20 protein-coding genes are annotated in these 24,723 nt (G+C 48.7%); 5 read left to right on the top strand and 15 right to left on the bottom strand.

Annotated elements, in window-relative coordinates:
* Positions 1 to 67: 67 nt before the first annotated feature.
* The 5 genes from AAC632_RS07980 to AAC632_RS07960 form a co-directional block, all read right to left on the bottom strand.
* Positions 68 to 1,741: a TIGR01244 family sulfur transferase gene (locus tag AAC632_RS07980; RefSeq protein WP_340297056.1), complete on the bottom strand. Its 1,674-nt coding sequence runs from the start codon at positions 1,739 to 1,741 to the stop codon at positions 68 to 70.
* A 53-nt stretch (positions 1,742 to 1,794) separates the two neighbouring features.
* Positions 1,795 to 2,679 (bottom strand): MBL fold metallo-hydrolase, encoded by an 885-nt coding sequence (locus tag AAC632_RS07975; RefSeq protein WP_340297058.1) that lies wholly within the window; start codon positions 2,677 to 2,679, stop codon positions 1,795 to 1,797.
* Between the two features lie 30 nt (positions 2,680 to 2,709).
* Positions 2,710 to 3,162: a YeeE/YedE family protein gene (locus AAC632_RS07970; protein ID WP_340297060.1), complete on the bottom strand. Its 453-nt coding sequence runs from the start codon at positions 3,160 to 3,162 to the stop codon at positions 2,710 to 2,712.
* A 4-nt stretch (positions 3,163 to 3,166) separates the two neighbouring features.
* A complete protein-coding gene (locus AAC632_RS07965; RefSeq protein WP_340297062.1) occupies positions 3,167 to 3,598 on the bottom strand; it encodes a YeeE/YedE family protein in 432 nt (143 codons plus the stop codon).
* Between the two features lie 177 nt (positions 3,599 to 3,775).
* On the bottom strand, positions 3,776 to 4,453 hold the full coding sequence (locus tag AAC632_RS07960) for a Crp/Fnr family transcriptional regulator (RefSeq protein ID WP_340297064.1): 678 nt from the start codon (positions 4,451 to 4,453) through the stop codon (positions 3,776 to 3,778).
* Between the two features lie 342 nt (positions 4,454 to 4,795).
* On the opposite strand from AAC632_RS07960, the gene AAC632_RS07955 reads away from it, so the two are divergent.
* Together AAC632_RS07955 and AAC632_RS07950 are read left to right on the top strand one after the other, a co-directional pair.
* The gene (locus AAC632_RS07955) at positions 4,796 to 5,788 is read left to right on the top strand and encodes a TAXI family TRAP transporter solute-binding subunit (protein ID WP_340297066.1); all 993 of its coding nucleotides are present in this window, start codon (positions 4,796 to 4,798) and stop codon (positions 5,786 to 5,788) included.
* A gap of 86 nt (positions 5,789 to 5,874) precedes the next feature.
* Positions 5,875 to 8,217, top strand: a complete 2,343-nt coding sequence (locus AAC632_RS07950; RefSeq protein WP_340297067.1) for a TRAP transporter permease — start codon at positions 5,875 to 5,877, stop codon at positions 8,215 to 8,217.
* Between the two features lie 37 nt (positions 8,218 to 8,254).
* On the opposite strand, the gene AAC632_RS07945 is transcribed toward AAC632_RS07950, so the two are convergent.
* The 5 genes from AAC632_RS07945 to AAC632_RS07925 form a co-directional block, all read right to left on the bottom strand.
* The gene (locus AAC632_RS07945) at positions 8,255 to 8,761 is read right to left on the bottom strand and encodes a transcriptional activator RfaH (RefSeq protein WP_340297068.1); all 507 of its coding nucleotides are present in this window, start codon (positions 8,759 to 8,761) and stop codon (positions 8,255 to 8,257) included.
* A gap of 68 nt (positions 8,762 to 8,829) precedes the next feature.
* Complete coding sequence (locus AAC632_RS07940) at positions 8,830 to 11,232, bottom strand: LPS-assembly protein LptD (RefSeq protein WP_340297069.1); 2,403 nt, start codon at positions 11,230 to 11,232, stop codon at positions 8,830 to 8,832.
* Between the two features lie 269 nt (positions 11,233 to 11,501).
* The gene (gene galU / locus AAC632_RS07935; RefSeq protein ID WP_340297070.1) at positions 11,502 to 12,344 is read right to left on the bottom strand and encodes a UTP--glucose-1-phosphate uridylyltransferase GalU; all 843 of its coding nucleotides are present in this window, start codon (positions 12,342 to 12,344) and stop codon (positions 11,502 to 11,504) included.
* 429 nt (positions 12,345 to 12,773) lie between these two features.
* The gene (locus AAC632_RS07930; protein ID WP_340297071.1) at positions 12,774 to 14,021 is read right to left on the bottom strand and encodes an O-antigen ligase family protein; all 1,248 of its coding nucleotides are present in this window, start codon (positions 14,019 to 14,021) and stop codon (positions 12,774 to 12,776) included.
* Between the two features lie 40 nt (positions 14,022 to 14,061).
* Positions 14,062 to 15,192, bottom strand: a complete 1,131-nt coding sequence (locus tag AAC632_RS07925) for a glycosyltransferase (protein WP_340297073.1) — start codon at positions 15,190 to 15,192, stop codon at positions 14,062 to 14,064.
* Between the two features lie 133 nt (positions 15,193 to 15,325).
* On the opposite strand from AAC632_RS07925, the gene AAC632_RS07920 reads away from it, so the two are divergent.
* The 3 genes from AAC632_RS07920 to AAC632_RS07910 all read left to right on the top strand — a co-directional run bounded on the left by AAC632_RS07920 (position 15,326) and on the right by AAC632_RS07910 (position 18,913).
* A complete protein-coding gene (locus AAC632_RS07920) occupies positions 15,326 to 16,240 on the top strand; it encodes an alpha-1,2-fucosyltransferase (protein WP_340297074.1) in 915 nt (304 codons plus the stop codon).
* 94 nt (positions 16,241 to 16,334) lie between these two features.
* Positions 16,335 to 16,949: a hypothetical protein gene (locus tag AAC632_RS07915; protein ID WP_340297076.1), complete on the top strand. Its 615-nt coding sequence runs from the start codon at positions 16,335 to 16,337 to the stop codon at positions 16,947 to 16,949.
* A gap of 71 nt (positions 16,950 to 17,020) precedes the next feature.
* On the top strand, positions 17,021 to 18,913 hold the full coding sequence (locus tag AAC632_RS07910) for a polysaccharide biosynthesis protein (protein ID WP_340297078.1): 1,893 nt from the start codon (positions 17,021 to 17,023) through the stop codon (positions 18,911 to 18,913).
* Between the two features lie 251 nt (positions 18,914 to 19,164).
* On the opposite strand, the gene AAC632_RS07905 is transcribed toward AAC632_RS07910, so the two are convergent.
* The 5 genes from AAC632_RS07905 to AAC632_RS07885 all read right to left on the bottom strand — a co-directional run bounded on the left by AAC632_RS07905 (position 19,165) and on the right by AAC632_RS07885 (position 24,504).
* Complete coding sequence (locus tag AAC632_RS07905) at positions 19,165 to 20,370, bottom strand: hypothetical protein (RefSeq protein ID WP_340297080.1); 1,206 nt, start codon at positions 20,368 to 20,370, stop codon at positions 19,165 to 19,167.
* 231 nt (positions 20,371 to 20,601) lie between these two features.
* On the bottom strand, positions 20,602 to 21,339 hold the full coding sequence (locus AAC632_RS07900) for an SDR family oxidoreductase (RefSeq protein WP_340297082.1): 738 nt from the start codon (positions 21,337 to 21,339) through the stop codon (positions 20,602 to 20,604).
* On the bottom strand, positions 21,336 to 22,658 hold the full coding sequence (locus tag AAC632_RS07895) for an FAD-binding oxidoreductase (RefSeq protein ID WP_340297084.1): 1,323 nt from the start codon (positions 22,656 to 22,658) through the stop codon (positions 21,336 to 21,338). The genes AAC632_RS07900 and AAC632_RS07895 overlap by 4 nt, the downstream gene beginning before the upstream one ends.
* On the bottom strand, positions 22,655 to 23,077 hold the full coding sequence (locus tag AAC632_RS07890; RefSeq protein ID WP_340297085.1) for a GtrA family protein: 423 nt from the start codon (positions 23,075 to 23,077) through the stop codon (positions 22,655 to 22,657). Before AAC632_RS07890 ends, AAC632_RS07895 begins: the two co-directional genes overlap by 4 nt.
* Positions 23,074 to 24,504: a UbiA family prenyltransferase gene (locus AAC632_RS07885; RefSeq protein ID WP_340297087.1), complete on the bottom strand. Its 1,431-nt coding sequence runs from the start codon at positions 24,502 to 24,504 to the stop codon at positions 23,074 to 23,076. Before AAC632_RS07885 ends, AAC632_RS07890 begins: the two co-directional genes overlap by 4 nt.
* Between the last annotated feature and the right edge of the window lie 219 nt (positions 24,505 to 24,723).

The following is a 24,723-nucleotide window of genomic DNA, read 5'->3' as shown; positions in this document are numbered from 1 at the left end:
CGCGGCACGCTAGGTGTCGTGGCAGTTTAGCGGTCAGAGCCAGACGCGGCCCTGACCAATTTCAGCCTCAGCTTGCGCTGATCTTTTCAGGTTTCACCATCCATTCGCGGCCCTTTAGCATACCTTTCCAATAGAAAGGCGGCAGGAAGCTTTCCTTCAGCCACCATGCAAGGCGCGAGGGTTTTGTGCCGTCAATCAACAGTTTCGGGAAGGAGGGCAGCAGCGCCCCACCATACCCAAATTCGGCCAAAACGATTTTGCCACGCTCAACCGTCAAGGGGCAGGAGCCATAGCCATTATATTGGGCGGTGGCGCTGCGGCCATTGATGTCATCGACCACGTTTTGCGCGACCACAGGGGCCTGCATCCGCGCCGCCGCGGCGGTTTTTGCATTTGACGCGTTCATCACATCGCCCAATGACCAGATATTGTCATAGGTTTTATGACGCAGCGTGGCTTGATCCACATCGACCCATCCCGCCGCGTCAGCCAAAGGCGAGACGCGAATGAAATCGGGTGCGATCTGCGGCGGAACGACATGGATCATGTCGAATTCCACCTCAACTTCAGTGGGCGTGGTGTCGGGCTTGGCCACAGTGAACCACGCCTTTTTCGCCTCCCCATCAATCGCCTTGAGATTGTGAAAGAAGTTCAGATTGACGCCGTATTTTTGCACATAGCCCTCAAGCGCGGGGACGTAATCCTTGACCCCGAACAAAACGCCACCTGCGTTCATGAAATCAATCGAGATGTCCTTGAGCACGCCCGCGCGCGTCCAATGATCCCCAGAGAGATACATCGCTTTTTGTGGCGCGCCTGCGCATTTGATGGGCATGGGGGGCTGCGTAAAGATTGCGCGCCCCTCCTTCATGTTCTTGACGAGGTTCCATGTGTAAGGCGCTAAATCATAACGATAATTTGAGGTCACGCCATTCTTGCCAAGCGTGGCCTCCAAGCCCTCAACCCGATCCCATGCCAGTTTCAAACCAGGTGCCACGATCAGGCGCTTGTATTTAACCACCCGACATCCATCAAGGATCACGGCATCATCTTTGGGTTCAAAGGCCGCAACGGCGGATTTGATCCATGTGACCCCACGTGGGATCAAGCTGCCCATGGTTTTGGCCGTGTCAGAGGCCTCAAAAATGCCCCCCCCCACCATTGTCCAACCGGGTTGATAGTAATGGATATCTGCAGGATCAATCACAGCAATATCAAGCGATGATTTGCGCGATTTGAGAGAGGCCGCAACAGCAAGCCCTGCCGCCCCCCCGCCTACGATGATGATGTCATAACTTGCATCCGCGCGATCCGTTGGGGTTTTGCCGCCATTGGCAATGCGGCGCACAACGCCCCCCATATCATAGCCCGCCGCCTTGGTGGCCCCCAAAATATCAGCAACGGACATTCGATTGGCTTGCGATAGTGACCACAAAGTGGCCGAGCGCGTGCCCGTGCGGCAATAGGCCAAAATGGGACGCGGCAATTCCTGCATTGCCGCGCCAAAATCCACTGCATCTTGGTCAGATAATTTGCCCGACACAATCGGCAGATTGCGGATTTCAAGACCTGCCTTTTTCGCCGCCGCCTCGATTTCCGAAAAATTCGGCTGATCCGCCGCCTCGCCATCAGGGCGGTTGCAGATCAAAGCGCGAAAGCCCTGATCTGCCAATTGCTGCACCTCATCTGGCGCGATTTGCGGCGCAACCGAAATCTCGGCATTGATGGTCTTGATTTCCATTGTCGTTCCCCCCTCCGAAAAACGGAGACTGTTGGCTTGTTATAGCGAGACGCTCAAAGTGTGTTCAAAGGCACCTTGAGCATGGGACGGCCATCCTTGTCTGTCGGAATGTCGCCTGCGCGCATATTCACCTGCAATGAGGGAATAATCAATTTCGGCATATCAAGGTGCGCGTCACGCTCGGTGCGGAACTTGATAAATTCCGCGCGTGTCTTGCCCTCGCCCACGTGGATGTTGTGCTTTTTCTCATCACCCACTGTGGTTTCCCACTCGATATTGCGGCCATTGGGGCCGTAATCATGGCACATAAAGAGACGCATCTCATCGGGCAGAGCCAAAACTTTCTGAATGCTGTCATAAAGCGTGCCTGCGTCCCCGCCTGGGAAATCCGCCCGCGCAGAGCCGCCATCAGGCATGAACAGCGTGTCGCCCACAAAGGCCGCATTCCCAACCACATGGGTCATGCAAGCGGGCGTGTGGCCAGGGGTGTAGATTGCAAAGGCACGTAGGCCCCCGATCTCGTAGACATCACCATCCTTAAAGAGCGCGTCAAACTGACTGCCATCGCGTTGGAATTCCGTACCTTCGTTAAATATTTTACCAAAGGTTTCCTGAACGGTGATGATATTTTCACCAATACCGATTTTCCCACCAAGTTTTTCTTGGATATAAGGTGCTGCCGACAGGTGATCAGCGTGAACATGGGTCTCAATCAGCCATTCAACTTTGAGGCCCTTTTCCTTGACATAAGAGATAATCGCATCGGCGTTTTCATAGGAAATCTTGCCCGCCGCATAGTCGATATCCATAACGCTATCGACAATCGCGCAGGAATTGGAATTGGGATCTTTGACCACATAGGAGATTGTATTGGTCGCAGGATCAAAGAACGACTCAACCTCAGGCTGAACATTCATATTTACGGGTAAGGTGGTCATTTTTTTGCTCCTTAAAGACGATCGTTTCAGTCAGGCGCGTTTCACATTTGAATTCAGTTCGGCATTTTGACGCGCCGCTATGATGGCGCGGGCCACAAAAATACCGACAAGCATTGCGGCGACAAAGGCCAAGACATCGAGGCGACCAGTGCCGATTGCGGGCAAGGCCCCGCCAGGGCAAAAGCCTGCAATACCCCAACCCACCCCAAACAAGGCTGAGCCACCCAAGAGGCGCGCGTCTAATTTGGTCGCGGTTGGTAGGGCAAATTTACCCTCAAAAATAGGGCCAGAAGGGCGCGGCAGAACCAAGCGATACCCGATAAACGTGACAAGCAAAGCACCGCCCATCACAAAGGCAAGGCTTGGATCCCAACTGCCCGCAACGTCAAAGAAGTTGATCACTTTTGCGGGGTTAGACATGCCTGACAGAGAGATGCCGAGGCCGAAAATCAGGCCGATGATATATGTTGAAATATAGCGCATCAGATCAGCCTCCGATCAGGTGGCGGATCACGAAAACAGTGATCGCGGTGGTTGCCATAAATGTCAAAGTTGCGGAGATTGACCGCTTGGACAGGCGCGCCATGCCGCAAACGCCGTGGCCCGATGTGCAGCCAGAGCCAAAGGTGACGCCAAGTCCCACGATAAAGCCACCGATCAAGAGCATCGGCATCGAGGCGGGAACGCTGATTTCGGGCATCTCGCCGCGCAAAAAGAAATGTGCCGCAGGGCCGGTGATCATGCCCAACATCAAGGCCGCGCGCCAAGAAAAGTCGCTGCGGCTGGCAGGTGCCAAAACGCCCGTTAAAATGCCTGTAGCCCCCATTACGCGACCCAAGGTTAGCATCAAGAGAACGGCCGAGAGGCCGATCAAAATACCGCCGGTGGCGGAAAGAAGTGGTGTAAATTCGGTTTCCATCTTACGTCCATATGTCTGCGCGTAAAATCAAGGCCTAAGAGATTCGCCCTTATTTTATGCGTGATTAAACTGGTTACGTTGTTCGCTGGAAATCTATCTACAAAATACCACCCGCGCTAACAGTGATGTAGTCACATAAGCCAAAAATTTTTTGAGGCTTCGGAGAGCAACCAGCGCTTAATGCTCGGAACGCGCCAGTTTTTCGATCTCGCCACGCGCCTCAATTTTGATCTGCCCCCGTGACAGGCTGATCCAACCGCGGCGCTGAAATTCGGCCAGTTGACGGGAAATGACCTCGCGCGCGGTGCCAAGTTCGGCTGCCATTTTCTGATGGGTGGCTTGGATCAGATCATCCTTGGCCAAATCCAAAATTCGCTGTGCAAGGCGGATGTCCACGCGGCGAAATGCAATTTCTTCGATCACATGGAACAAATCGGTCATGCGCCGCGAATAGGCAGAAAACACGAAAGTGCGGAAACTTTCGGATTGGCTGATTAGATCATCAAAAACGCTGCGCGGGATCGCAACCGCCTCAACCACCGTTTCGGCGATACCTTCAGCCGAGTAATCCTCATAGGCCAAAAGACAGGCCGAGGTCATCACACAGCTTTCCCCTGCATTGACACGATAAAGAACCACCTCGCGCCCTGTGTCCGATGTTTGCTGCACGCGCACCGTGCCCTCAAGCAATAAAAGCAAGTTTTCAGGCCGCTTTCCTGGCCCGAAAATGACCATGCCCTCGCGAATGGAAATCGTAGTCGCGCGCGCAGTCAGCACATCGCGCACCCGCGGCTCTAGCCGCGAAAGACCTGTAAATCGGTCAATCCAAGAGGCGCCTGCTGGCATCAGATTCATTGAGAACTATCCTTGGTGTTGACCAAGACGATAGTCGGAAAAGCCGAGACATAAAAGGGGAAACACAACGTTACGGCCTTTTAAAAAATGTGGATCAAGGGCTCTGAAATCGGCTTACCATGAAGAAAGCAGAAAGATTTCCATCCAATGGAAAATTATTATTGATAATACAAATTGTTAGCGCCAACTACCTTGCCTTGATCGCATTTAACCTACAATAACAGTCAGCGGTTCGCCTCGTTAGCTGACAGAAGTTTAATAGTGGCGTGAAAACCCGCATCCAGCTTGTGCTGTACAAAGGACAACAGCTGGTAAGATATGAGTTAAGGGAGAAATTTTAACATGAAAATCACCAAATTGACTGCACTTGCTATGAGCAGTGCGATCTGCGCTTCTGCTGCTTTTGCAGATGGCCATATGGATCGCACTGGCTGGCCTGAAAGCTTTACTGTCGGCACTGCATCGCAAGGCGGCACCTACTTTGCGTACGGTGCTGGCTGGGCGAACCTCGTCGCAGAAGAATTAGGCATGACTGGCGGCGGCGAAGTCACCGGTGGTCCGATGCAGAACATGGCACTTGTACACACAGGCGAGGTAGCCTTCGGCATGACCACAATGGGCCCCGCTGCGGAATCGCTGGCAGGCACCAACCCAATCGCACCTGGTCTGCAAATGACCAATGCTTGTGCAATGTTCCCAATGTATCAAACACCATTCTCAGTGACTGCGTTGTCCTCATCGGGCATCACAAGCATCTCTGAAATCCCTGATGGCGCGCGCATCGGCTTTGGCCCCGCGGGTTCGACGTCTGACACCTACTTCCCACGCATGATGGAAGAGTTGGGTGTAAACTTTGAGCGCCGCAATGGTGGCTGGTCAGATCTTGGAAGTCAGTTGCAGGATGGTCTCTTGGACGTGATCGCTTTCGCAGCCGGCGTTCCTGTACCAGCGGTGAGCCAGCTTGAAGTTCAAACAGACATCAACATCATTGAATTCACAGAAGCAGAACAGGCCCAAATCCTGGAAGCGTTCCCCGTATCGCAGTTCAATATTTCTGCTGATGCCTACACGACATTGGAAGCACCTGCCCGTTCCGTTTCCATGTGGAACTTCTCCATCGCTAACTGTGATCTGCCAGAGAGCTTTGTATATGCGGTTGTGGATGTTGTAATGTCCGACAACCAGCGCATGGTAGATATCCATAAAGCAGCCCGTTCTACCCTACCTGAACACTGGGACAAGAACGGCGTTCTGATGTGGCACCCAGGCGCGGCACGTTGGTTCAACGAAAACGCGGGCGCGACCATCGCTGCTGATCAGATTTTCGGCGGCTAATGTTTTAACCTACAGGGCGCGCGAAAGTAATGGACCTTTCGCGCGCCTTTTCTTTTTGCACTCACTGGCATAGCGGAAGTAACATCATGACCAACACTTCAGAGACCAAAACCAACGAAGTTGAAGAGATCGTTGAGACAGGTCCCGTCATCGCCGAAGGTGTAGATCAGGAACCCGTTGAAAGTAACCGCCGCCTGTTTTCTGGCACTCGTATGATCGCAGTAGCCGTCCTAGCAACCCTCTATGCCGGGTTCCACATGGCCGCTTTGAACGGAATTTCCATCTCGGCTCTGACTGGCATAGACCTGCCGCTCTTGCCGCAATTCCCGCTTGAAACGTGGAATTTTCGAATTGTTCACATTGCAGGCGCGCTTGTCTTAGGCTTTGTCGTCTATGCTGCTTACACTTGGGTCGATGAAGTAGAGGCTCCAAGCGATACAGCGCTTCTGTCAAAAGCGGGATATGCTTTGTTCATACCGGCGGCACTAGCATTGTGGTCTGCGCTATCCTTCGGGCGTTTGATTGCCTCTGGCACCTTACCAGAGATGGGTGGGCTTGTGTCATGGGCCGCCTTCCCCGGAACCGAGATTTATGAAACCGAGATTTGGAATTTTGGTATGCCCCTCTTAGTGGCGACATTCGGCGCCATAATCTTGGGTTGGTTTGAACGCAAGCCACGCGATAGCTTCGCAACCAGCGACTTGGTTCTGGCGCTCTGCGCAATTGTAGTTGCCGCCTATCTTGTACCCATTTTCTCTACCGCAGCACGCAATTCGGTAGGCACGCCCTTTGTACCAATCGGTGTGGCGTTCGCAGCGACAGCGGGCACGGCAATGATCATGGAATTGACGCGCCGCGTGGCAGGTCTGGCATTGGTTATCATCACAGGCGTGTTTCTTGTTTACACATTTACTGCGCATTTGCTGCCGGGCATTTTGGCCGTGCGCAACCCCTATACGTGGCACCGCTTCTTTGGCCATCTTTATTCGGATGCGGGCATCCTTGGGCCAACCACGGCGGTATCCTCAACATACATCATCCTTTTTATCATCTTTGCGGCCTTCCTTCAGGCCTCTAAGGTTGGTGATTATTTCGTAAATTTCGCATTTGCAGCAGCAGGACGCGCACGCGGCGGCCCTGCCAAAGTGGCCATTTTTGCAAGCGGCCTGATGGGCATGATCAACGGCACCTCCGCAGGTAACGTTGTGGCGACAGGGTCGCTGACCATCCCCTTGATGAAGAAGGTAGGCTATCACAAGAAAACCGCAGGCGCGGTGGAAGCTGCAGCATCAACAGGCGGTCAGATCATGCCCCCCATCATGGGCGCAGGCGCATTCATCATGGCCGAGATCACAGGCATCCCCTATCAGGATATCGCAATCGCAGCGATCATTCCCGCGATCCTCTACTTCGTCTCGGTCTATTTCATGGTCGATCTTGAGGCCGCGAAATTGGGAATGCGCGGAATGCGCGAGGATGAGCTGCCAAAATTGAAGCTGCTTTTGAAGCAGCTCTATCTGTTCTTGCCCATCCTGATCCTGATCTATGCTCTATTTCAAGGTTATTCCGTCATCCGTGCGGGCACCTTGGCCACGCTCAGTGCAGCCGTCATCTCATGGATGCCCGTGTTGATGGTGCGCTTCTTCCCACAAAGCCTGCCTGCCGCCTCGGTCGCGGGTATGGGGCCACGGGAGATTCTCAAGGCGTTTGAATTGGCTGGCATCATGGCCATCCAGATCATCGCGGTTTGTGCCTGCGCGGGTGTTATCGTGGGTGTGATCAGCCTGACAGGTGTTGGTGCGCGCTTCTCGTCCCTCCTGTTGGATTTGGCGGGTGTGAGCCAAATTCTGGCACTATTCTTTGCGATGTGTATCGCGATCCTTCTGGGGATGGGCATGCCCACCACAGCCGCCTATGCGGTTGCGGCCTCGGTGGTGGCACCAGGCTTGGTTGAGCTTGGAATTCCGCAGTTGACCGCGCATTTCTTCGTGTTCTATTTTGCGGTTGTCTCGGCCATTACACCGCCTGTGGCACTGGCATCTTATGCGGCGGCGGGGATATCGGGGGCGAATGCAATGGAGACATCGGTGGCCTCGTTCAAAATCGGGATCGCCGCCTTCATCGTGCCTTTCATGTTCTTCTACAATTCGGCCTTGCTAATGGATGGCACCACGCTTGAAATCCTGCGCGCAGGTGCAACCGCCATTTTTGGCGTGTTCTTGTTGTCTTCAGGTGTGCAAGGGTGGTTCATGGGCGCGCGCAACCCGTGGTTCTTACGCGCCATCCTTGTTGCGGCCGCGCTGTTCATGATTGAAGGCGGGCTGCTGACCGATCTGATCGGCCTTGGTGGCGCAGTTGGGGTCTATCTGATCCAAAAACTGTTCCACCCGAAGGCGGATGCACAGATCGATGTCAAAGGCCTAGATTGATCCGACAAAGCGGCCCCCTCGCGGGGCCGCTTTTCATTTAGGATTTTGTTAAATCTTCGCGCGCGACATTGATCCGGGTCTTTTGCCCCATCAGGTCAATCAAAACCCAAACGCGCTGATATTCATCCAAGCTTTCGACTGTCGCAACAAATTGCGAGAACGGGCCCTTTTGCAAGGTCACCTGATCTTGCGGGGCCAGATCACTGGCTGCTATTAAAACCCCCGCCTCATCGCATCGCGCTTGCAATCCCGCTACCAAATCATGGGGCACGGGGCTTGGCTGCCCTGCGAAGGAAACAATGCGCGCAACCCCATAGGTCGAGTTGATCTTGCGCCACGCCCCCTGCCCCGCATCTAGCGCGACAAAGAGATAGCCTGGGAAAAGCGGGCGGGACTTGGACATAAACCGCGCAGCAACACGGGACGTGACACTCAGCAACGGTAGGAAAGTTTCAAACCCTTGGCGGTTCAAATTGCGCAAGGCAATGCTGTGCGAATTGGGTTTGAATTGCACCAAATACCATTCATTAGCTTTATCTGGCATGAGGCTCTTCCAATTTCTTAAACAAAGGCAATCAATTCTCGCCATGGGCGAAATAGTCTACGGTCGCGTCAATTACACCTTCGGATTTGAGTTCCACTCCCGCGCCCAAATGCTCCAAGTTCAAAATTCAGAGAAAATTCTGTTATTGGATCGAGATTTGTCACGCGGTTATCAACACGTGTCACTTGAGCACGCATCAATACACACTCGTTTTGGTAATCAAGTGACAGTCCGTAACGCCGGACAGTGTCATCCTCTCTCGCGTAGAGGGCAGAGATGTCGCCGCCCCAATCGAGGGAGTGCCCCACCATAAAGCGCAGGTCGTCATATTTGTTGCTGTCGCGGTCATAAACCCAGCTCAAGGAAGAGTTCCAATCGATATCATTGTCAAAGCGAATAGAACCCTCCGTGTAAGACCGCTCGCTCTCATATCTGTCGCTGGTCAAGCCAAGACTTGCATCGATCTGTGGTGTGATTTCGGCAGTCAGTCCTATTCCCCACCGACGCACTTCGTCGGGGCTGCCGATGGCTTCATCGCTATCAACCCTGTGGTAATTTCCGGTGAGGGTCAGAAAGTCAAAATTCTGCGATGCCGTGACGCGGTCAGATATTCTTTCAAACTCTGAGTTGAACTGGCTGATGACCGAGAACTGAAAGCCTCCGCCATTTTTGCCAAAACGGGTCGCGTAAAGCTCACCCTCTCTGAGGGCTGAATTATCCGTCGACAGTATAAAATCTCTCTCCGCTGAGCCACCAATGTAGTAACCAGACGCCGTCTCAAAACGATACGTCAGGTCAACGTCACTTCCTGTAACGTCATATTGAGCATTCTGGTTGCGGTTTACACGACGAAAGCGGCCCAGAGACGAATAATTGAATGGATCTACTTCATCAATTGAACCGTCTACAGACGGCATGGTCACATCACCTGCAGCAAAAGATACGAAGCCAATTGATGGTGTGATTGAGTGCCTTGAACCAGAAGCCGTATCAAATTGGAAAGGCCATGTAAGACGCGTCGACACAACACCGCTGGATGATGACTGACTGTCAGGATTTACCGCGTCATCGTGAATTCCGTAATGGTCGAAGAATAACGAAGCATCACTGTCGACACGCAACACATTGCCGGCTTGCCAGGTGTCATTCCATCTCACATTGGCAGTTATTCGATTGATGTCTCTCTGCCGCGAATTGGAAGCGCCGAACTCATTATAATTCGCTTGCGCCCCAAAATTGACGGTGAAATTCCCAGGGATGCCATCGAAGCTCTCAAACAGCGTCCACTGAGAATTCAGGACCCTGTTCGGCGCATCGTAAGTGTAATTAGGATCTCGCAATGCCGAGAAGCCTGTGTAATCAAACGCGATCAATTCATCGCTCTCTCTACGAGAAAACCGCAAAAAATTATTCAGTCGATCTTCGTTAAAGACTACGTCGTCATTGCCGAAGGTGGTAATACGGTCTGCGAAGAAGTCGTATGTCCCGATATATGCTCGATCGCTCGACGACTGGCTCTGGAACAACACGTTAAAGCCATTTTCCAATTCAAAGCGTCCATTTGAAAACAAGAACGCCCGAAGGTTATCGCTGGTGAGGTCGTCTTGACTGAAGGCCCCATGCATTTCGATGTAGCCAGAACTAAAGGCCTGACGATAACGCCCACGCAGCGTCCGCAGGAGATAGTTTCCAGCGTCGCGCCCGCCATCAAGCGTCACTGTCGGCGTCACAGTGACGTCAGCGCTGTCACCCAACATACGGAAATACGGCAGGCCAATACGCGTACCCAAGCGTGAATTGATCGAATATGTGGGCGCCAGGAAACCGTTTGCTCGCTCGACGGTCGGATCGGGCGTCCGCAGCCACGGAGTGTAGAGCACCGGGTAGCCGGCTATTCGCAGCTGAGCGTCATTGTATGTAATTGTTCGAGCTTCTTGGTCGTGAACAGCTCGGCGCGCCCGCAATTCCCAAAGCGGCGTCGCATTTTCTGAACAGATCTCACAAGCAGATGCACGCACATACCCCAGCTCTGTATAGCGACCATCACGGCGCACCAGCTGATCAGATGTAATCTGCATGTTTTGGTCGATCAACTGACGAGCCGACGTGATGATGCCGTCTCTTAGATCGGCAGACATGTCCGCGAAATCACCGTAAATTGTCTGCTGACCGGCGTCATCAATTAACAGTAGCGGACCGTCTACGACTACGCGATTAGACACTACGTCATAAGAAACGCTTGGTGCACGCAGTTCCAAACCATCAAAGAAGATTTGGACGTTTCCCGTGGCGTGGTAGAACTGACGATCTTGGTCGAAGTAGAGATCGTCTGCAATCATAGAGGAAAGTAAGGTCGGATTATCCGGCTCCAAGCCTTGCGCCACAACATAGGAAGCTGAACCGAACACAGCAAGACCTAGGCCGAATAATGTCACACTATCTCTCAGTGATTTAGATAGCTGATGGAACACGGGCAACCTTTACCAAAATGAGTCTCGACGAACGTAAACAAGCCAGACCATAAAGCCAAGTTTGCATTCGTTCGCACCGTGGTAAAAAAGTCAAAACACGCCGGCGGAAGCAAGCATACCTTTCATCTTAAGAATGAAGACAATCAATTTGCGTTCTTCAACGACAAACGCGCTGATTTTAATTCGAAGATGGATGCCATACGTGCGTCTAAAGACGTCTTTTTATACCCAATAAGCGCTATAATGGCGCGTTACTGCGCGCGATCAATTCAGGACTGCACTTTGATAAACGAACTTCGATTACGAGCCACTTCCATAATGGCATCGAGATAGCCTTCGACGCTGCCACAGTCAAAGCGCCGACCTCGAAGTGTTACAGCTTGAACATTACCAGCTGCGGCCTGCGTGTTAATCGCGTCGGCAAGCTGGATCTCTCCGCCTGCGCCGCTAGTTTGCGTCCGCAAAATATCAAAGATTTGAGGTGTTAGAACATAACGCCCAATGCTCGCTAAGTTTGACGGCGCGTCTTCGGCGCGCGGTTTTTCAATAAGCCCACTGACGGCTCCCGCCTCCTCGCCTGGCACGACCACCCCGTATTTCGATATGTCAGCATCAGAGACTTCCATGACGCTCAACTGCGTGTGACCAGATGTGTGAAATGCGGCTACTAGCTCAGCCGTGACGCCCATTTCTGTACCACCAGTCAAGAAGTCGTCAGCGAGAAGAACAGCAAAGGGTTCGTTCCCCACAACCCGCTCTGCACAGAGCACCGCGTGCCCGAGACCAAGCTGCTCGGCCTGTCTGACAAAGATACATTCCACACCATCAGGCAAAATGTTTTTAACCATGTCGGCCTGCTCATGCTTACCCTTAGCACGCAAAGCCATCTCGAGCTCTTGGTTGTTATCGAAGTGATCCTCAATCGCCCGCTTGTTGCGTCCCGTGACAAAAATAAGTGTGTCGATACCAGCTGCAATGGCTTCCTCAGCTGCGTATTGGATTAACGGCTTATCAACGATAGGCAATAGCTCCTTGGGCATGGCTTTTGTCGCAGGCAGAAAACGCGTACCAAAGCCAGCTACAGGAAACACAGCCTTGCGAACTTTGTTCATCTCGAAATCTCCGTTGGTGTAAAATACAAAGTCCACAGCGTTTGATCAGCGCGACTTATAAGACAAAATCAGTGCGCTCACATCCACACGTAATGGCTTGGTTAAAAATCACTTCTCGCGGCTCGTTGTTTATAAAGTGATAATAAACAAATTTATTTGTTCAATATCTTTGATCCGGCAGTCTATTTCTACAAAAAAAACCAAAGGCAATCAACTTACGGTGTAGGCGTTCTGTCAATTCAATGAAATCTTCTTCAGGGGATGAGCTTGAACAGAACGTTCGAACCATGCGAATAATAAGACACCCAATATTACTGACGAAATCAAAGATCGTACAAATAAATTATGAATTCGCGCAAAGCTTACTATCAAATTGGAAAGGAATCTCTGGCGCCATCGCTCAAATCATGAGGCACAGGGCCTGATAAGCTACGTGTTACTGCTGCGCAGATATCCCCAAAGAACTGCAATCATCGCCATACCAGCCTGACCATGCTCATTCGTCATGGTGGTGTTGCCAAGGCCCGCTACAAGGAAACCTGTTGCAATTAGGACCCCTGCCGCCGCCGCCATTTGATGTGCGGATTTTGAATAATAGCGTATAGCATTCGGCACAAAGGCCCGGAAGTAAGCAACAAGAAGCCAAGCTGTCAGCACCACTCCTAGAATACCGCGCTCAATCAACATGGTTGTCCAGAGGTTATGTCCATGCTCAAAAAACAAATACCGAGCCTTTATCGCGTCATAGTCGCGACCATCACTCTCAACCTCGGTACGAACAATTTCTTCGGAAGTGGCCAATTTAAAACTTTGAAATCCGGTACCAAAAAGCGGATTACGATCATAAACCTCGATGGCAGAATTAAAGATTTTATCACGGCCTGACCACAGATCATCACCCGTAACCCGGTCAAACACCTCAGCGCGGAAGTTTTGCGCAACGGGCAGGGTCATCATCCCTACTCCGAGAACAAAAACACCCAACACAATAAAGGTGAGGGAGCGCGGCCTTCGGGCCGCATAGCTAGCCATTACCGCAGCTACCATAATTATGGCCACTGTAGAAATGCCAGTAACCAAACTGCGCGAAGGCAGCAAATATGTGAGTGTGGCGGCCACAGCACAGGCGCCAAGAGTTTTTAACCAAAGCTCGCGCGCCGTGAACGTTGCAATCCCCACGGCCAAAGGGATCAAGGAATACATTCCCGAATGGTTCACATGGCCGACAGATCGAAATTCAGGATATGTTCGATCATTCAGTGACCACGCATAAAGGCTCTCGATCACTGCGCAAACCCCGCCCAAAAGCAGCGCCGCCACTAAAATTTTCATATCGCGGGAAGTATAATCTAAGCGCCCTGCCGCAAGCACAAAAAGACTTAACAAGTACCAACGTGCTGTGGGTGGCACAAGGTCATCAAGCTCAGACATAGCAGGCCCAATCAACAGTACAGCTGTCAAACCAATGATGGGCCATTCAAACGGATTTTTTCGCCCAAAATTGCGCATACGAAGTGATTGAAATACAAAGCTCAACAAAAACAAAACATTTGCTACGTTTTTTGGCGCTTCAAAAAGTGGGAGTACAAAAAATGATGCCGCAAGAAAAAATATTTCCACGCCGGTTGCTTCGCGTCCAGAATTTAATTCTTTAATATACTTAAAATTTATTTTCATCTATATACCTATTAGGAATTCAAATCATCATCCCTACAAATCAAATTTTTTCTTTCACAAATTTCATGTATCTCGTGAAAACAATTTCTGGCGTTAAGCTTTCTACAAAGTTCATATCATCTTTGGACACGTAGAGTTCAGTATCGTGAATCGCCTCGATCATTGCAGAGCTAAGTGACGATACAGTGTGATTATTCGAACGCTTGATGCAGCCCAGGTAGCGTGACAACTCTCTAGAGCCAGTGGTTGGGGTTGCAACGCATGGAAGTCCATTAGCTACCGCTTCAAGCATTGCCAGGGGAAAGCCTTCATATCTGGACGATGATACAAAGAAATCTGCTTTCAAAAGTTGCTCCCGAACATTCTTAGTAAATCCAGTAAACTCAACAGTTTCATCCAGATGATGTTCAGATACCAGGCGTTTCAGAGTTCCTGACTGCCCACCATCCCCTACAATAATTAAGCGGTCCGTATAACCCTCACGAAGCGATTTCACCTCTCTAAACGCTTTGATAAGAAGAGAGAAGTTCTTTACATCTTCTAAACGTCCTACAGAAATAAATGTTCTGTCGGGCCCGCGAAAATGATTAGGCTTCCGATCAGCTTCATGGTTAGCTTCAATACTAATTGGATTATGAATGGTCGCAATACTGTCACGGTCTAATTTCAATGTAGAGGCTACTTCATCAGCCAACTCATCGGAAACAGCTACCACCCCCCTAGCCGTCTTATAAAGGAGAGAAAGCTCCAGTGGGCGAATTAAGTTCTTCCAAAAAGAATTGTTAGACTTAATGTAACGATTTATATTAGTGTGCTCAATTACGAAAACTGGAGGGCTTAATCTATAAAAAAATTTCGCCCTTAGCACAGCTTTATTTAGCTGTGTCATATTTGAGAATATTACATCAATTTCATTTAAAAAACAAACTCTTTCAAAAAAAAATTTCAAATTAAAAATATTATGCAAACCACGGTATTTTCCATACTCAAACACTGGAACACCATCAGGCAAATCCTGCAATAATTCGCCCCTTGCAACCGAAACGGCCAAATACACTTTATAGCCATCCGCAACGGCAGCGCGAAGCAAGTCAAGGACAACTCTCTGGGCGCCTCCCGGAGAAAAAGAGTCCATAACCATCAAAATTTTTAGCTTTTTGGATGAAACCATCGGACCGCCCCAACGACCAGAAAATTAGAAATGAAATTGTGTAAGGTCACAAATTCAAAACACATCTGCTTTCGCAACAGTTAAGGTTTGTGTAGGAGTATCTGTACGATATGGCAATGTTTAACGACAGCAGATGGCAGCAACGCATATGATAATTACTCGTTTAATTGGGGGGTTAGGCAACCAAATGTTCCAGTATGCTGCTGGTTTTGCTTTAGCCCACAGAACCGGGCAAAAATTACGTGTGGACATTACATCTCTCCGAGATGTACGGGCTCACCAGGGATATCAACTTCCCGAAATTTTCTGTGGAGACTTCTGCACAGCGAACTGGCTAGACCTTTTTAAAGTTCTTGGTTTTTCAAAAAGGCAGGCGGTGCACGGTAGCGCAACACCTGTTGAAGGCAAGCTACCTAACCGTCTAGGCCCCACAATCCGACAACCTACTCACAATTTTTGGAATGGGTTTAATGAGCTCGGCGCCGAGATTTACCTTGTCGGTTATTGGCAATCGGCAAAGTATTTTCATGGCTTTGAAACGATACTTGCCGAAACCTTCAAGTTTCGTGAAAACCTTACTGGTCGAAACGCCGAAATTGCCATGGAAATGGAAGACACCATTCCAGTCGCACTACACGTAAGAAGAGGTGACTACATCCAAAACCCAAAAACTTATGCTTTTCACGGTATTTGTCACTGGGATTACTACCATAAGGCAATGGACCACATCAGAAAACGAGTGCGATCGCCACATTTTTATATTTTTTCAGATGACTTACAGGCTGCTATTCAAGAATTTGGCAAAAGCCCTGAAACAACTTATGTTGACTGCAATAATGGGAGCAACAGCTACCGTGACATGATGCTCATGGCGCGGTGTAAACACCACATAATTGCAAACTCTAGTTTCAGCTGGTGGGGCGCTTGGCTTGCAAATGCCCATGGATACGCAGACAGCGAACAGATAGTCATTGCGCCTGAGCAATGGCTATCTGGAAGCAAGGAGCAAATGGAAGACATTTACATAAAAAATTGGGTAAGGTTCTGAAGTTATGAGCCCAAAACGAGAACTTCAGAGATTTTTTCAACATTTAATTCTCAAATTTAGATGGAGGCAGGCGCCACGTATGGAGCCCGAGGGATTGGATGTTGCCTATGGCCTCGAAAGATGTGACATTACCTACATAAACTTAGATCACCGCACTGATCGCCGCGAACAGGTGGAGAAAGAGTTTTCAAAAATTGGCGCAAAAAACATTAAGCGCTTCTCAGCTCATAAACACAAACGTGGATCTATTGGGTGTGCCATGTCACACCTTGATATCTTAAGGTCAAGCCTGCCTTCTCCTGGAAGGGTCTTAATGGTATGCGAAGATGATCTCGAGTTTCTCGTAAATCGCGCGCGTCTCGATAAATTGATTGAAAGCTTTTATCGCGACAGCCGCATGGATGTTCTTTGTCTTGCATACAACCGTCGCAACGGTATTTCTGTGGATGAGGACTTTTTGATTTCATCGAACTCACGCACTACAGCCTGCTATATTGCAAAACCTCATGCATTGCATGCGATTGAGGCATGTGCGCTCAAAAGTATTGAGATGTTAGAAGATAATATACCGGACAAATCCGCCGCTATAGATGTCGTTTGGCGAGAAGCTCAACGAAAACATATATTTGCTCTCGCCAAACCACGTGCAGCTCGTCAGTATAGCTCATATTCTGACATCGAAGGTCGTATTGTTGACTACAAAGTGTAACAGGCTTGCCCCCGCCCCCCCGTTACCTATTACTCTACCCACTTTCGACACTACCTTTTAAGGGAGCTAGGATGCTAAATCTAATGCATGGAATTTTCCGGCTCAGCCGAAGTAAAAAACGCATAATTCAAGTAACCTTTGATACATTCGCGATCCTAGCTTGCTTCTGGCTTGCAATGGCTTTGCGGCTCGATGGTAATGTCATGGCTTTCTCAACAAAGCCTTTCCTTGTGTTGATACCAGTGACTCCAATTACAATTATAGCTTTCATTAGTCTCGGTCTTTACCGTGCTGTCATCCGCTTCATGGCAGATAGAGCCGTAAGAACAGTAGCGATAGGCGTACTCGTTTCTGCATTAACAATGTTTGTATTTAGTCAGGCTTTGGCACTAAACGTACCGCGTTCAGTACCGGGTATTTATTTTGCCCTACTACTGATCACTGTAGGCGGTTCCCGCTTCTTAATGCGCGGACTACATCTGAGACATGGCCAATCGAAACGGGAACCTGTGCTTATATATGGGGCTCGGGAAGAGGGCCGTATGACCCTTCAAGCGCTAGAAGACAACGAAAGCTTCCGTCCAATTTTATTTATTGACGATGATGACAAACTGGCAGGTACAGAAATCCGAGGAATTAGGGTGATCAAAATCGATCAGCTTCCCAGAAAAATACCCGTTTTGGGCGTTAAAACCGCAATTCTCACATCCACGGACCAAAGCTCATCAAACCGCCGTGATGTAGCACAAAAGTTAACCGAACTCGGTCTAGAAGTACGAACAGTTCCAAACATCACAGACCTTATCTCCGGTCGTGTTAGCGTGTCGGATTTGCGGAAAATTACGGTTGAAGAACTTCTAGGGCGTGATCCAGTAAAACCACTGCCTAACTTACTGTCAAAAACTATCAAAAATCGGTCAATAATGGTTACAGGCGCAGGCGGTTCAATCGGTAGCGAACTCTGCCGTCAAATAATTGAACAGCGACCAAAAATTCTTGTTTTGTTCGAAAATTCCGAATTTTCCCTTTATCGCATTCTAGAAGAACTTAACGACGTTACAACTGCCAATGACGAACGGCCACAAATTGTTCCAGTATTGGGCTCTGTTACCAATCGATTACTACTAACGAATGTCATGACGTCCCATGGTGTCGATACAGTTTTTCATGCAGCCGCATACAAACATGTGCCGTTGGTCGAAGGAAATATCATAGAAGGTCTACAAAATAATGTTGTTGGAACAAAGATTTTGGCAGAGGTGGCAGGACGTTTAAAAGTTAAAAATTTCACACTTATTTCAAGTGATAAAGCTGTTAGGCCGACCAATGTAATGGGCGCGACTAAGCGTATATCCGAAATCATAATGCAGGCAAATGCCGCAGAGTATGATAATACAAAATATTGTTCGGTTCGCTTTGGAAATGTTTTAGGATCTTCAGGTTCAGTTATTCCAAAATTTTCAGAGCAGATAAAGAACGGGGGGCCAATTACAGTAACACATACAGAAATAACGCGCTACTTCATGACCATCCCCGAAGCTGCACAATTAGTTATTCAGGCCAGCGCAATGGCTGAATCCGGAGAAATTTTTCTGCTCGACATGGGCGATCCGATAAAAATTATCGATCTTGCTAAGACTATGGTACGTCTTCAAGGCTTTGATCCGTACATCGTAGGCGATGAAACTCCGCGGCCTCAGGGTTTGCCAATTGAAATTACCGGGTTACGGCCCGGCGAAAAGTTATACGAAGAACTATTAGTCAATGAACAATCCATATCGACTCAACACCCACGAATAATGATAGAAGACCCTGAACATTATCAAAATACAAATAACACCTTATCTGAAATAGCTGATCTTGAGAAGGCCATCGCTTCTATGGATGCGTCGCTCGCAATAGAAATCCTGAAAAAACTGCCAATTGAATTCAATTCGTCACCGCCAAACGTAAGTAAAATTTAAGCCCCTGGTCTCGAACTAGACAGCGATATGATCTGAGATCTGCCGTATTTTGATTTCTCCACAATGTAACAAAAGACGACGAAACGCAGATGCTAGAATAGGATCTTAAGTGTGTTCGACGATGTGAGTTCTAAAGTGAGAGCTTAAGACAAAAACAGCATGATAAGAGATGTATTCAATTATGGTGCCGCCACAGATTAAGTGGCACAGCACCATTTTCCTTAGATTCACTTTTGAAACTAGTATTACACTCAACGTAAGCTAGATGATCGCACGTCTTCATGCTTTGGTAACTTTCGGACCGAAGATACAATGATAGCGAAGATAAATGAAAATCCAATAATTTGAAATAAACGTGGGTCTAAAAGAAAATCACTAGGTTCAAAAATGCCAAATTTACGGAAAGCCGCTGACAACAACGGCGTAGAGGATATGAACAAACTAAATGCAATCACTCTTATCACTTTGAATAATGAAAGACTTGATGACCACAGATAATAATATCCAAATAAAACTGCAATCGGAAAGTCATAAATCTTCATTCTAGGATTAACAAAAATTACGAACACAATGATCAACGGAAAAAACCTTTCCGACTGAAAGTTAAAATTGAAATTTTTTAAATAGACGATAAATGAAATAAGGAAAAATAGCATAGTAAAAGTATGAATTATAATTCCATTTGCTTCACCAACCCTGTGAGCAATCAACCCGAAAATCGTGTATCCTAAATCACCTTTACCAATTGTTTGATATTTTAACGCCGACATAAATTTTTCAAACAAGTCTGGTGCAAGCAATGGCCCGGATAACCATATTGCGGCGGATGCAAATATCACAGCAGGAATAAAATACAACACTCTATAGTTCAGCGAGAGGCATGGAAAAATAATGACATAGGCCAGTAAATAAGGCTTGACGATCGAAGACAAAAAAATAGAAAAAGCCAAAAAATAATATTTTTTCAATGATTTTTTTCGGTAAGAATTTAAAAAAACAGCGAGCAGAAAGAAGTGCAAAAATATTGTGATATTTCCAGTTTGTATCGCAGTTAATCCAGCCCCACCGTAGCACAAAGACACTAAAATAATAGAAAAAACCGAAAACTTTACTTCTTTTGAAGGTGAATTATGACTGGATCGTGAGAAAAATATAAATTCACGGAAGAAAAAAATCGTTGAAATAAAATATAATGCCAAAAGCCATAATTCTATTCTTAATATATGACTTAAGAAAGAAAAAAACTTTAAGACGTATGGATGGTACACAAAAAGAAAGCCAACGTCATCTCGATACGGGTCCACACCTTGGGAATAATCGTTCACAGCTCTTGTGTATACATCCAAATCCCATAAAAAGCCATTAGTATTTAAGGAGATTATATTTGATAAAATCAACAAACAAACAATTGCCAAGATAAATATGAGATATGCTTCAATGGTGTATTTGCCGATCATATCAATCACCCATTTTTTATTTTAATTTCTCTCAAAATGTGTAATTTTTAAAACTAAAATTCTCAATATTTAAAAACATGACAGTAATATTTTATCCCGTATTCACATTATATCTATTTGAGCCACTTGTTCCTTAACCTAATAGCTTTCATCCTCAGCTTAGAGACTACTACCTATAAATAAAACAAGGTCTTGCTCCATCAAAGGAGAAAATGAAAAAATGAGACCAAATCATATATTCATTCTTTTAAAGACCCGCTCCGGTAAATGTCTTATAATTATCATAATAAGTTGCCAGATCGGCTTTACATATATAATGTCTTGTTTCTGTTGTGCTGCCTTAAAGACAGCATCTGCCACTTGGTTCGGCTGCGCAGTGAGGTTACGAGGAAAATCCATGCCTGCAGTCATTTTTGTTGCCACAAAACCAGGTAGCACGGAGACAACATGAACGCCTTTTTTCGCCAGTCTATTACGCAACCCCGAAAGAAATGCTGTAAACCCAGCCTTTGCCGAACCGTAGACATAGTTGGCGGCCCGGCCTCGTTCGCCTGCCACCGAACTGATGCCCACTATGCAGCCTGAACCTCGTTCCTCAAAGTGATTGGCAAGCAACGCCAGGATGCTAGCGGGACCTTCATAGTTGCTGCGGATCACTAGCGATGCAGCTTGAGTATCCCGTTCGTTTTCGGTCTGCTCACCCATATAGCCCACAGTACATACAGCGATGTCCGGCAGAACTGGTAGATTTTGAACAAACATCTCGTGCGATGCTGTGTCCAAAGCGTCAAACTCATGCTGTGTCACAGCCACCTGGTAGCGCAGCTCAAGGTCGGAAGTGTCCGCCACCAGTCCGCCAGAGTTACGGGCAGCAAGTTGGATGTCATAGCCTTCTTTGGCGAAGCGATGCGCAATAGACCTAGCAATGTCGCTAAATGCGCCCAGGACCAACACAGTACCTTTGCTCATAATCCCAGCCTCTGTGATTGAGCTGACGCGAAGGCTTGAGTGGCCATCTTAGCGTGTCTGAACGACAGATAGTCCTGCCAACGTGGTTCGGACTGCCGGAACACATCGCGCGATATGCGGCTGTCTTTGGCGAGATAAAACCTGCCCCTATGCTCCAGAGTAATACTGTCTAATCGTTCCATGAGAGCCAGTGTTTTCTTATTCACAGGAAAATCCAACGCCAGCGTATAGCCCTCCATTGGGAATGAGAACCTGCTGTTTTGTGTGCCAAAGCGTTTAAGTACCGCCAAAAACGAGCCAGCACCTGCACTTGCTATAGCAAATAAAAGGGCTCGCAGACCTTCATCGGCACTTTGTAGTGGTAAAACGCACTGGAACTGAGCAAAGCCCCGCCGTCCGTAGATTTTGTTCCAGCCCAGTATGGCATCAAGCGGATAGAAGTAGCTGTCCCAATCAACGAGTTCCTTCCCTAGTTTGCGTTGGCCTTTCCAGTAGTAGAGCGCATTGAACGCCTGTACGCTCAAACTGTTCAGCGCCCAGCTAGGAAACTCAAAGGGGATGCGCAGTCTACGCTTGGAGGATATGTGTAGTGGTGTTTTGCGATATTGAGACGGAACGCTTAAATCATCTGCATGTTCACCCAACATTACTAGTGAGCGCCCCATAGATTTGCCCTTCTGAAGGCAATCAATCCAAGCCACAGCATAGGTCGCGTCTTGTGACTGCTCAAACAGCTCTATGGCATGGCTGATGTTCTCTGCCACCAAAGTGCGCTGTTCAAGCCAAGCCGAGCTAACGGGGCGCAGACGAATAGCGGCGCGGAGCACGATACCTGTGAGCCCCATTCCGCCCACAGTCCATTCGAAGAGCTCAGCGTTTTCACTGCGAGAACAGCGTTGAATACTCCCGTCACTGACCAGGACATCTATCCAGTCGACATAGGTGCCAAAGCTGCCGTCTTTGTGATGGTTTTTGCCATGTACATCTGCGGCAATCATTCCGCCCAATGTGACGAACTTGGTGCCGGGCGTAACAAAAGGGAACCAACCACGCGGAAGAAACGCATCAATAACATCGGCAAGCAGCACGCCTGCTTCAGCCACCAACTGGCCTTGCTCAGCCTCGAAGGACAAAATGCGGTTGAAATGCCGCATATGGACAGTGTTCTGAGCACTAACCGCACTGTCGCCATAGGCTCGTCCATTGCCACGTGCGATGGCATTGCCCTGCAAAACTAGCGCTCGCAAGGCGTCTTCGCTGTGAGGAGCAGTGAGTTTCGCGTCAATACGCGGATATCGCCCCCAGCCCGACAGGGTCATGTCACGTTCCCCAGTTCTGTATCACTAAACACAAAGCGGCGGTCCAAGTTATATTTGACCAGATAGCCCATACTGAGCCCCAGAACTGCGCCCAACTCACGCATAGCATCAGTTTTCCAGACTAGCCAAAATGCAGTCTCCATACCCCAAAATATCGCAGTAGTCACGAAACCCATAACTGTGTATCGAGAGAACCGTTTGCTATGCGCTTTGACACCCACGCTCATGTCGCCAAAGATCCAGCGTTTGTCCAAAATGTATTTGAGCACCAAGCCCACTATGGTTCCCGCTGCTACAGCGAATGTGAACACAGTACCACTATCGCCAAACCATAAAACTCCGCGCTGTGTGACCAAGTTCGCCAAAGTCGCCAACACAGCGAAGAGAGTGTAGCGGAGCACCAACGACTGCAAGGTCATAGGAGAGCGCCTCCGATAGCGAAGGCCAACATGGCTACAAAACAGATTTGGCTCACCCGGTCTTTCGCTGCAAAAACAACTGGGTCGTCATGCATTGAGCCGCGATGGGTGAGCAATACCATGCGTGTCAACCAGTAGAGTAATATGCAGCAGATACCCCAAAGCGCGTCTGGTAGCGCGTAGAGCTCTCGCACAGCAGTTGAGTTCACATAAAGTGCCATTACCAATACGGAGATATAGCCAGCAGCGAGACCTACCATGCTGATGATAGACAAATCCCCAACGTGATAACCGCGCCCTTTTGCTGTTAAAGCGCCACGCTCCGCCATATCCACCAATTCAGCTTGGCGCTTCACAGCCGCCAGTGAGAAAAAGAAGAAGATAGAAAAAGCAAACAGCCACACAGACAAATCAATCCCTGTCGCAACACCGCCTGCTAGAATGCGCATGGTGTAGAGCCCTGCCAAGACGCATATATCGATGATGATTTTACGTTTCAGTGACAAAGAATAGGCCGTGGTGAGCACGTAATAGGCTACAAGCGTCAGCAAGAACTTTGAGCCTAATACTGCTGCAAACAAAGCGCCGACAGCCAACAAGCCCAGTGCCAAAATACTGCCGTGTGCGATAGGAACAGCACCAGAAGCGAAAGGGCGCAATCGCTTGCGCGGATGGATCCTATCCGCATTCAAATCCAACAAATCGTTCAGCACATAAACACTTGAGGCAACGAGACTGAACGCAGTAAAGGCAAGAATGCTGCTGATGAATGTTGCTGCGTCAAGTTGATGTCCAGCCAGCATGGGTAGGAATATCAAAATATTCTTGAACCATTGATGCGGCCGCAAAGCTTTCACGTATGGGCGCAGCGACATGGCTGTTGTCGCCAAATGCTCGAAGGGCTTGCCAAGACCCTCTGCTTGTTGGCGCACAGACGGGGTTGCGTTGACCGTTACAACTTTGTTAGCCACTTCCCAAACAGGCAAATCAGCAGCCGCGTCCCCCATGTAGCAAAAGCCCACATCACCAAAGCGTTCCACAAGGAAGTTCGCTTTGTTTGACCCTTTTAGATTGTGCGCTGCGCCTGACCCATGCACCTCGTCAAAAATCTGCAAATGCTCGGCAATGTCGTTGGCAAACACCTGATTGGATGCCGTTACCAGTGCCGTGCGCCCGCCCTGTGCTCGATGAGCCCGTATGTACTCAATCACCACGTCATCATAGGGCAAGGAAGTCGCGTCAACATCTGCTTCAGAGCGCAGATAAGTTTTTAGGGCTGCTTTGCCGCGCCCAAGTGCTGCAACGGATAAAAAAGGGCTGCGCCAGTTTCTAGACAAGGCGCTCCAGAAGCTTTCATACAACATGTCGGACTTAAGCAGCGTGCCATCCAGATCCACTACCAGCACAGTATTCACGCTATCACTCATTAAACTTCAGGCCATTTGAAAGTTTGGTAAAAAATATCATGCATGCTATTACGTTTGCACGGACTACGACATTCATACGATAGTACAAGGGCGTTGTGCAGCGGTTTATAGCGCGAAGTGGCCTGCATCTCAATGAGGCGTAATTGGTACTGTTAATCCACTCACAAACACGTTGAACAAAATTATCTCTTATTAACGCCCTTAAACCGGCTGTACATT

Origin of the sequence: Roseobacter sp. HKCC-CH-9351 (assembly GCF_037830295.1) — a bacterium.
GTDB lineage: Bacteria > Pseudomonadota > Alphaproteobacteria > Rhodobacterales > Rhodobacteraceae > M30B80.
This window is presented reverse-complemented; position numbering and strand designations above follow the sequence as displayed.

Coding starts and splice junctions, on each gene's coding strand:
- AAC632_RS07975 (WP_340297058.1), bottom strand. CDS start 2,679: ATGACCACCTTACCCGTAAATATGAATGTTCAGCCTGAGGTTGAGTCG.
- AAC632_RS07950 (WP_340297067.1), top strand. CDS start 5,875: ATGACCAACACTTCAGAGACCAAAACCAACGAAGTTGAAGAGATCGTT.
- galU (WP_340297070.1), bottom strand. CDS start 12,344: ATGAACAAAGTTCGCAAGGCTGTGTTTCCTGTAGCTGGCTTTGGTACG.
- AAC632_RS07980 (WP_340297056.1), bottom strand. CDS start 1,741: ATGGAAATCAAGACCATCAATGCCGAGATTTCGGTTGCGCCGCAAATC.
- AAC632_RS07920 (WP_340297074.1), top strand. CDS start 15,326: ATGGCAGCAACGCATATGATAATTACTCGTTTAATTGGGGGGTTAGGC.
- AAC632_RS07895 (WP_340297084.1), bottom strand. CDS start 22,658: ATGACCCTGTCGGGCTGGGGGCGATATCCGCGTATTGACGCGAAACTC.
- AAC632_RS07970 (WP_340297060.1), bottom strand. CDS start 3,162: ATGCGCTATATTTCAACATATATCATCGGCCTGATTTTCGGCCTCGGC.
- AAC632_RS07905 (WP_340297080.1), bottom strand. CDS start 20,370: ATGATCGGCAAATACACCATTGAAGCATATCTCATATTTATCTTGGCA.
- AAC632_RS07925 (WP_340297073.1), bottom strand. CDS start 15,192: ATGGTTTCATCCAAAAAGCTAAAAATTTTGATGGTTATGGACTCTTTT.
- AAC632_RS07900 (WP_340297082.1), bottom strand. CDS start 21,339: ATGAGCAAAGGTACTGTGTTGGTCCTGGGCGCATTTAGCGACATTGCT.
- AAC632_RS07930 (WP_340297071.1), bottom strand. CDS start 14,021: ATGAAAATAAATTTTAAGTATATTAAAGAATTAAATTCTGGACGCGAA.
- AAC632_RS07945 (WP_340297068.1), bottom strand. CDS start 8,761: ATGCCAGATAAAGCTAATGAATGGTATTTGGTGCAATTCAAACCCAAT.
- AAC632_RS07960 (WP_340297064.1), bottom strand. CDS start 4,453: ATGAATCTGATGCCAGCAGGCGCCTCTTGGATTGACCGATTTACAGGT.
- AAC632_RS07965 (WP_340297062.1), bottom strand. CDS start 3,598: ATGGAAACCGAATTTACACCACTTCTTTCCGCCACCGGCGGTATTTTG.
- AAC632_RS07890 (WP_340297085.1), bottom strand. CDS start 23,077: ATGACCTTGCAGTCGTTGGTGCTCCGCTACACTCTCTTCGCTGTGTTG.
- AAC632_RS07955 (WP_340297066.1), top strand. CDS start 4,796: ATGAAAATCACCAAATTGACTGCACTTGCTATGAGCAGTGCGATCTGC.
- AAC632_RS07885 (WP_340297087.1), bottom strand. CDS start 24,504: ATGAGTGATAGCGTGAATACTGTGCTGGTAGTGGATCTGGATGGCACG.
- AAC632_RS07910 (WP_340297078.1), top strand. CDS start 17,021: ATGCTAAATCTAATGCATGGAATTTTCCGGCTCAGCCGAAGTAAAAAA.